The organism is Sodalis sp. RH15 (genome assembly GCF_047324255.1).
GTDB lineage: Bacteria > Pseudomonadota > Gammaproteobacteria > Enterobacterales > Enterobacteriaceae > Acerihabitans > Acerihabitans ligni.
Window position 1 is genome coordinate 5399666 of the sequence record NZ_CP178738.1, and the last position, 8575, is coordinate 5408240.

Below are 8575 nucleotides of genomic sequence, written 5' to 3' on the forward strand. Positions count from 1 at the left end.
TTATATTGTTTTGATAACATTAACATTGACAACTTCTGTCAATTCACCAAAAGACATCACTTCAAGATCGCGGAACCGCGTTTCAATCAATTTTTTAACAAATCGGCGAATATCCACCGACGTCAATAACACCATGTCTTTATGAGCAATCAATATGTTTTCTAAACCTACGGTAAATAGGTCCATTAATTCCTCCGATACTGCCGGCTCGAGATTGAGAAAAGCGCCTGAGGAGGTATTTCTGATACCGCCCCGAATCATTTCTTCAATTTCGGCTGAAATAATTATCGCCCTAAGTTCATTATTAACGGCAAATTTATGACAGATATAGCGCGCAAGCGCGGTGCGCACATGCTCAACCAGGGTGATGACATCCTTTTCCCGCGGCGCCCATAAGGCCAGCGACTCCATAATAAGCTTCATATTGCGGGTGGAGATCCGCTCGGTTAACAGCCGTTGCAGTACTTCGGCGATACGCTGTACCGTGGCGTGGCGCAATACTTCTTTCAGCAGGTCGGGATATTTGCTTTCCATCATATCCAGCATGTGCTTGGTTTCCTGCACGCCGAAGAACTCGTTGACATGATGGGTGAGCAACACCGAGAAGCAATGGTAGATTTCGTCTACAGCGGAGCGTAGCTGATAGCCTAATTGTAATAACGTTTCCTGCGCCTGGCGCGGCACCCAGATAGCGTCATTTTCCTTACGGGTTTCAATGCCCAGTTGATAAAGTTCATCGGTGCCGTTTATCACCCTCATCAAATTGAAATGGATGGTGAACGCATCCGCGCGAATTTCATTGATCAAGACCACTACCGTTTGATCGTCCACATTATCCGATGCGCGCAGCATCAGCTCCGGCAGTTTGACGCCATAGTCCACAAAGAACTGGCTGCGAAGTCGCTCGCATAGCTGATCTTTTGCCAGCACGGCGTGGTTGCCGCGGGAGACGAGCAGGATCAGCGCGACGGTTTCGGCGGTCATTTGATCGAGATCGTTGATAATGCCCAATTGGCTTTCCATGCCGGGATTTTGTCCAGGCGTTCCCTCTTGAAACGCCATGGGGGAAGAAGCGGCGCCCGCGCTGGCCCGCCGGGTTTGGCGATGCTTGAAATAAAACAGGCCGCTGAGCGCCACCGCCAGTAGAATGAACACCGGCATGGGGAATCCCGGCAGCATACCGATGCAAAGCGCCAGCATGGCGGTGATGACCAGAACGAACGGGTTGCCCAGCAACTGCTGCATGATGGTGCGGCCCATATTGTCGCCGTCCCCATTGACCCGGGTGACAATCAGGCCGGCGCTGATAGAGATGAGCAATGCCGGTATCTGGCCCACCAGCCCGTCGCCGATGGTTAACATGGTGTAGGTGGCCAGCGCCGTGGACATGTCCATATGGTGCTGATTCATCCCCACCGCCATACCGCCGATAAAGTTAACGAAGGTGACGATGATGCTGGCGATGGCATCGCCCTTGATGAATTTCATCGCGCCGTCGTAAGAGCCGTACAGCTGGCTCTCCCGCTCAAGCACGCTGCGCCGCTCGCGCGCGCCGTCCGCGTCTATGGTGCCGCTTTTGAGGTCGGCGTCGATACTCATCTGTTTACCGGGCATACCGTCGAGGGAAAACCGCGCCGCCACTTCCGCCACACGTTCAGATCCTTTGGTGATAACAATGAATTGCACCACGGTCACGATAGCGAAAATCACGAATCCCACCACCAGGTTATCGCCGATGACGAACTGGCCGAAGGTGGCGATGATTTCGCCCGCATCGGCGTTGGTGAGTATAAGGCGCGCGGTGCTGATGGTGAGCGCGAGCCTGAATAATGTCGTAATCAGCAGCACGGAGGGGAACGTGGAGAAGCTCAGAATACGCTCGATATAAAAAGCGCCCATGAACACCAGTATGGCTATGACAATATTAAGTCCAATCAAAAAATCCACTAAATAAGTTGGTAATGGAATAATGAGCATAGCGATGATCATAATGACCAACGCTAATATCAGCAGCTCAGGCCGCGAACGCAGATTGTTAAGAAATTTATTAAACACGTAACTATTCCATTACCAGTTATATAGATGATGATGAACTATTTTATTCTGTCTTCAATCAATTCATGCTTATAGGCAATCGAGGCGAATGATTGCAAATCCCTTAGCAGTCTGAATGCCGATTCGGCACTGTGAAATAATCCATGCGGTAATGATTTACATGCCTGAAAGAGTAATTGTAAAATGGCCGATCGCTCTCTATGGTAAGTTAACATAAATCTATCCCCTAATAATATATGAAGATGATTACCTATTTCTTCCGGATATTCCAGCAGTGAAAAAAACAGCATCAACCACTCCGGCTCGCTTTTATTCAAAGCGGCCATGGTATTGTTGTTCATTAATTTTTTAATGAATAGTTCATCGCCGGAACGAATGAGCTTTACCTGACTTAGTTTGCCGATAAGGTCGCCGAACTCCAGTTTTGAACAGCTTGGGTCCTGCGAATCAATATCCGTTAGCAGCGCCGCTTTAATGAAATCCAGCACCACGCCGCGATATTGATAACCATAGCAGGCGATCCAGTCTTTGTAATCCTCCATGGCGTGCTGTTCGTTTTGCAGATAACGTCGATAGCTACTGCGTAATAAAGACGGTTTCAACGCCAGGTATTTTTGGCTGAAAAGGCGCGCTTTCAACGCGCAGTTGATGCCCGCTTTGGATTCGCGGGGATTGGCTTGCGCCACCACTTCATCAAGCAGGGCTTTAAGCCTCTTCTTCAAGGTTTCGCTTAATTTGTGACGCAACAGCTCCCTCAGTACCATGATCAAATCGCTGTCGTCGGGAAACATCGAGCGGGCGTAAAGCAGCAGATTCACCAGAGATTCTTCTTTTACCGATGCGACCTTCAGCAGTGATTTGGCTTTCGGTATCGCGTCTTCCTCCAGTACCCGCTCAAAACCATCGGACAGAGATTCCCCTTTTTTATCAAAAAGACGTCTGTTGGCGAATTGGGACGCCAGCGCCGACATTTCGTCGCTGGATTGGAGAAACTTCAAGAGCTGCCCGACCGGCGCCTCCTCGCTTTCTAGATTTTCGGCCAAGTCATGGGCCGCTGTCGGCACCGTATGCGGTTTTGTCTCCGACTGCGCCGGATTGCTGTAAACCGCGGGTTGGGGCATAGGGTTATTAATGCTCAGCGCCATTTCTGACTGTCCAGGTAGTTACGGGACCAATCGGGTAAATGATCGTTCTCGCGGTTTTTGATAAGCCCCGTGGCGAATTCACTCGCATCCGCCGGCAAGGGCTCGGTAATCTCGCGCGGCTGGATAAGGAAAATCCGCACGGTATTGGACTGGCTTTCGTGCTTATAGCGGAACAGGCCGCCGATAAGGGGTATATTGCCCAGAACCGGTATCTTCCCTATCTTGTTGCTCGATTCATCCCGCGTGTATCCGCCCACCAGCAGGCTCTTCCCCTTCGGTACCCGCGCCACGGTGCTGATATGGGTGCGGCCGACCTTAGGCAGCAGGGCCTGTGCCGATTCGTCATTTTGCGGCAGCTCATTGCCGTCTTCGATATTCAACACCATTTCTATCTGCCCGTCGGCGGCGAAGCGCGGCAAGACGCTTATCATGGTGCCGTAGGTAACGTGCTGCAGATCGGCGAACCGCTCACCCAGCAGCTCAGTATAAAAAGTGCGGTTGTTGTCAAACAGCGCCGGGACATTCTCCTGGGTCAGCACCACCGGACGGGAAACGATATTGGCCCGCTTTTTTTGCGACAGGGCCTGTACCGAGGCGACAAAGCGCCCGCCGTCCAGCGTGGAATAGGACCCCTGGTTGAAGGTGGCGCCCAATTGGCTGCCAATCTTGACGCTGCCCTGCCAATCGACGCCCAGCTGATCCAGATCCTCTTTCTGCAGATCCACGATCCACAGCGACAGTTCCACATGGCGTTTGGCGATATCCAGCGCCGATACCAGATTGGTCACCAGCTGCACCTGCCTGGGCGTGCCTTTTACCAGCAGGCTGTTGGTATCGGGATTGGCGATAACGTTGACGGCGCCGGTTCCGGTGCCGGCCTCGGCGCGCAGCGCTTCAGCCAGGCTCGATCGCGGCTGGTACTCCATACCCCGCGCCCCGATATTCTCTCCGTTGAACGTCGGCATCGCCGGCGCCGGCATGCCGTCGGGCACCAGATTCATCACCTGGGGCTGCACCGTTTTTTCCCCCTTTTTGGTTTCCCCGTGCAGCAGCCGGTCTATCACCGTGGCGATGCCGGGAATGGTGATTTTCTCACCGCGGGATTCATAGGTCCGGTCGCCGACAAAGGTGTTGCTCAGGCGGATGACCGCGGTTTTTTCGCCTCCGTTCTGCGTTTCGGGCTGCTCGTCCATAAACTTGGCGGTATTGAGCACCAGGTCCACATACACCGGCGGACCGGAGACATAGAACGTGCCGCTATTGTCGTCGCCGCGCAGCGCATAGCGCTGGTCGTAAAGCTGCGAACTGCGCAGAAAATTATTCAGCGCGCTGAAGGAGATATTGCGCAGCGACATGACCGAATTGCGCATTTCACCGGCGTCGTACACATAAACGGCCTGTCCGTCGTGGTACCAGATGAGTCCCAACTGTTGCGATATCTGTTCCAGCAAGGCTTGCGGATGACTGAAATCAAACTCGCCGCTGATGTGTTTGCGTGCCGCAAGCTTGCTGACAATCACCGGCTTGCCGAGGCGCGAGGAGAGCGCATCGAAAAATATTTTCAGCCCGTCTTTATTGGCAATGTACCCTTCGGCATCGGCGCGGCCGCCGTCGGCCAAGGGCGCCGCCTGCAGGTGAGTGGACAGCGGGCCGCCGGACAGGCACCAGCAGATGAACGTTAATCTCAAATAGCGTAGCGATTTCATTTTTCCGATTTCTTGTTGATCATGTTCCACAAACCCCTGGGAGAGACGCCAAAAGCATCTCTGATATCGTTGGAAAGATGTGAAGATGAGGCATAACCGTATCGCATGGCCACCTGGGTCAGACTTTGACCCTCTTCCACCACATCCAATAACGCCCTGGCTATGCGCCAGCCTCGCAATTCACTTTTCGCCGAATTGCCCAGGGCGTTGCGGCATAAACGCCGAAAGTGGGAATAGGACAAACCATAGCGCGCCCCCAGCTCTTGCAGCTTGCCGTTATTCACCGATTCATTGAGTAAAAAACGGATCAGCCAGTACCATTCGGTCCGGCGCAAAAAAGAGGCCAGGGTCGCCATTTCCACCGGCAGCGTATGGGTTTGCGATAATAACCAGCGCTCCACGTCGCCGCAGGACGTGATATGCGGATAATTATTAAGCTCAATTGATTCCCAGTGTTGCGGCTGCTCATATTTCAACGTCAGATTTTTAGACTCATCAATAAAGACCTGCAATTTCACCAAGGCAAATAACGGCAATTCCTGCTGTTTCATGGCGCCGGATATCACCTCGATATTGACGCGATTCATCATCAATATGCCGCGCCAGCCCTGTGGCACGGCAAGACAGTTGGATTCCCGGGCGGAGTGGAAATGAAAACGGCACCCTTTTTCACCGGTTTCAAACAGCCAGCATTTTGGTGAATTAATATCCTCTTTGAAGGTTGCCGCCAGCAGCCTTTCGGGAGCAATAATATTTTCCTTGTGCATTATTAGTCCCGTCCGTCTTTGATTTACCTTTACATTCATTATAATGCCTATCTATTTTTTAAAAATCATGATGGGAATCTGATTCATGGTCAAATATTCATTATTCTATAAGACATAGCGAAATATAATAAAGCCTAAATAACCTCGCTGTTTGAACAAGGTGAAGAACTTTATTCATCCTTAACGGCCGAAGCAATTAGCGCATCAAAGGTAATATTCCGCTTTATTTATAAGTGAATTTAATTATGTATTAGTAATACCTTTCAACTTGGGGCTGGCGGGATATTTTGCCGGCGCCGCGGGCGCATTTCCAGGCCGTTCGGCAGGGAGTTTTTCATAATGACCCCAAACCCGTTTGGCGTAGCGCCGCCGCAAATCCCGGCGATGGGCAGCCGTGCCGGCGTTGTAGGCCCCTACAGCCTCCCATGAATAACCGTACCTTTTCATCATATCCGCCAGGACCGACGCTCCTACCATAACGGAAAGACAGCTGTCGTTATAAAGAAGATGCTCATCAATGCCCAGTGCTTTCAGGCGGGGCAAATGGATGCTGTTTATCTGCATCAGGCCGATATCCCGGCTGCCGTCCTTATTGAATCCCGTAGCCTGGGGATTCATGTTCGATTCGGTAATGGCTATGGCCTGCAATAATCTGGCTTCGATGCCGAAATGGCGCTCCGCATCGCTCCAGCAGGTAGCGGACGCGGGGGTTGAGGCCAAAATCAGCAACAGCAGGCAACGTATTCGGCGGTAAGACATGATCGCGCGTTTACTCCCCCGTCAGGCTATAAAGCTGTTTTACGCGCGGATCGTGGCGCCAGAGCATCAAACAGCGTGAAGATGAGCGGCTTAAGCGGTCATACCATTTTTTAGCGGCGCGCAGTCCCTGGCATTGCATGATCATCGGCAGCAGCGCCGACGGCATGGGATGCTCCGGCTGTTGCATCATTTGAGCGAATTGCTCCGTATCCGCGGCGGCGGGCTGTGAAAACAGGCGGGCATACAAGGTATTGAAAAAAACAATCCCGTCGCTTTCACTGCCTTGCCGCAGGTGTTCGATCAATTCCTTGGCGCGGCGAGGCTGTCCCTCGGTGCAAAGGATAACCGCTTTCATGCTTATCAGGACCGGATGCCGCGCGATGCCGTCCGGCTGTCCGTCGGCCATTTGCAGGGCGACGGACGCGTTATCGTCGCAATACGCCAGCCACATCATCAATACCCGTATCGCCGTCATCGCCGGCAGCATGCCATGGGCCTGCCGGGCAAAATGCCGCGCCCGTTTGATTTCGCCGACAAGGAATAAATGCCAGGCATAATAATAATTTACTGACGGGCAATCCGCCGCCAGCGTCAGGGCGGCGCGGAACATTTCCGCCGCCTGGCCCAATTGGGAATCCAGGCCGTGCAATACCCCTCCCAGCGCCAGCGCCAAAGGATGCCGCGGCTCCAGCGCCAGAATCGCCGACACCAGCGCGCCGCACTCCCGCAACGCGCTGTCCAGCCCCTGCATTCCCATTTGTCCCAGGGCGAAATAGCACTCGGCGAGATGGCATAGCACCTCCCTGTCCTCAGGCAGCCGCTGCCGGCATTGCTGGAATAAGGAGAGGGCCAGGGCCAGGCTCTCCGGGGTGTATTGCAGGAAGGCCTCGCGCCCCGACCGCAGCAGCTTTTGCGGATCGTTTCCCCCCTGCGGGTTCAGGGTGTTTTCTTGCCGGATCCCCAGGCTGGAAAGATGCCGCTGGACAAGGGGCCTTAGCGCGGCATTGATATTATCCGCGTCCGGGGGATTGCCCAAGGCTATGCCGGTGCGGTGCAGGACTACGTGATCGTGGGCCCGAATCAGTTCCATACGCAGGCAAGGCCCGTCTGACAGCAGCAGTTCATAGCCGGTGAGATAAAAATCAGCACGGATTTTATCCAGCATATCCAGGGTCTCGAGTATGGTGCCGCAATTGAGGGTCAATGAGGACGGCAAGACGTGCAGCCCCGATGCCGCATAACCCGATAATTCCTGTACGATGGCGTCATGCAGGCCCGGCGCTTCCGGCCGGTTGTTCAGTTTAAAAGGCAGCACGGCGAATATGCAGTTGGCGCAGACCGGCCGCTCCGCCGGAACAATCTTGGTGACCGGCAGGGAGAAACGATAGCCCTTGCCGTAGACCGTATCGATAAAGCGCTGATGCTTACCCTCCTGCAAAATGCGGCGCAAGACATAAATGCACCGGGTCAGGGACTCCTCGCCAACGTTGCCGCCGGCCCACACGTTATCGATCAGCTGCTCTTTGGTAACGACCTCGCCGGCCGATTCCAGCAGTAATACCAGCACGGCCAACTCTTTCGGCGATACGTTGATTTGCCGGGTTTTATGAAACAAAACGCGAGAAGGCTGTAGAATAAAATCGCCAAAAGAGTATTGCGCTTTAATACGATTGATTACCTCTTTTCTCACCCCTTTGATGGGAAGAGAGAGGGGTTTCTCAGCATGCGGCTCATTTAATGATGTCATTGTAATTTAACACCCCAACGAAATTAATATACGCCTAATATTTATCACGACTCGCCTAAGAATATGATAAAATTCGTGTATGCTTCATAAATGAAACAGATTAACTATTATCTATTGACATCTGTGCAATTCATTTTTTATACGATCCTCGATGAATAAAATTAACACTGGGCATTAAATAATATGCAATAATTATCCACATCAATGATGTAATATATTTTATAAGCGAATAAGCTCACTGTTATCCTTTTTCAAATGTAATGATAACTAAAGCTTACAGATAAAAAGACATAACTTTTGCTGCGCAGATCAAAAATGTTAAATCTTAAATTTACGACCGTTAACTTTGGCGCCTCTCAGCGTCATTAACACCACCCATGCTTTCAGGTCTTAAAG

6 protein-coding genes are annotated in these 8575 nt (G+C 52.2%); all 6 read right to left on the bottom strand.

All coding sequences use genetic code 11. The annotated features are described in order from the left end of the window. The gene (locus tag ACL2XO_RS24585; RefSeq protein WP_132925294.1) at window positions 1-2055 is read right to left on the bottom strand and encodes an EscV/YscV/HrcV family type III secretion system export apparatus protein; all 2055 of its coding nucleotides are present in this window, start codon (window positions 2053-2055) and stop codon (window positions 1-3) included. Between the two features lie 38 nt (window positions 2056-2093). Next, entirely contained in the window at window positions 2094-3200 is a 1107-nt protein-coding gene (gene sctW, locus ACL2XO_RS24590) for a type III secretion system gatekeeper subunit SctW (RefSeq protein WP_413725735.1), read from the bottom strand. Next, window positions 3191-4906 carry a type III secretion system outer membrane ring subunit SctC gene (gene sctC, locus ACL2XO_RS24595; RefSeq protein ID WP_413725736.1) on the bottom strand — a complete coding sequence of 572 codons (1716 nt, stop codon included), beginning with the start codon at window positions 4904-4906 and terminating at the stop codon, window positions 3191-3193. The genes sctW and sctC overlap by 10 nt, the downstream gene beginning before the upstream one ends. After that, complete coding sequence (locus tag ACL2XO_RS24600; protein ID WP_413725737.1) at window positions 4903-5673, bottom strand: helix-turn-helix domain-containing protein; 771 nt, start codon at window positions 5671-5673, stop codon at window positions 4903-4905. The genes sctC and ACL2XO_RS24600 overlap by 4 nt, the downstream gene beginning before the upstream one ends. Window positions 5674-5916: 243 nt before the next feature. Beyond that, window positions 5917-6432, bottom strand: a complete 516-nt coding sequence (locus ACL2XO_RS24605; RefSeq protein WP_413725738.1) for a transglycosylase SLT domain-containing protein — start codon at window positions 6430-6432, stop codon at window positions 5917-5919. Window positions 6433-6442: 10 nt separating this feature from the next. Continuing rightward, window positions 6443-8179: a winged helix-turn-helix domain-containing protein gene (locus ACL2XO_RS24610; protein ID WP_413725739.1), complete on the bottom strand. Its 1737-nt coding sequence runs from the start codon at window positions 8177-8179 to the stop codon at window positions 6443-6445. Window positions 8180-8575: the final 396 nt, after the last annotated feature.

What these genes read in the sequence shown, in the direction of transcription:
- sctW (WP_413725735.1), bottom strand. Translation starts at nt 3,200, where the DNA reads ATGGCGCTGAGCATTAATAACCCTATGCCCCAACCCGCGGTTTACAGC.
- sctC (WP_413725736.1), bottom strand. Translation starts at nt 4,906, where the DNA reads ATGAAATCGCTACGCTATTTGAGATTAACGTTCATCTGCTGGTGCCTG.
- ACL2XO_RS24600 (WP_413725737.1), bottom strand. Translation starts at nt 5,673, where the DNA reads ATGCACAAGGAAAATATTATTGCTCCCGAAAGGCTGCTGGCGGCAACC.
- ACL2XO_RS24605 (WP_413725738.1), bottom strand. Translation starts at nt 6,432, where the DNA reads ATGTCTTACCGCCGAATACGTTGCCTGCTGTTGCTGATTTTGGCCTCA.
- ACL2XO_RS24610 (WP_413725739.1), bottom strand. Translation starts at nt 8,179, where the DNA reads ATGACATCATTAAATGAGCCGCATGCTGAGAAACCCCTCTCTCTTCCC.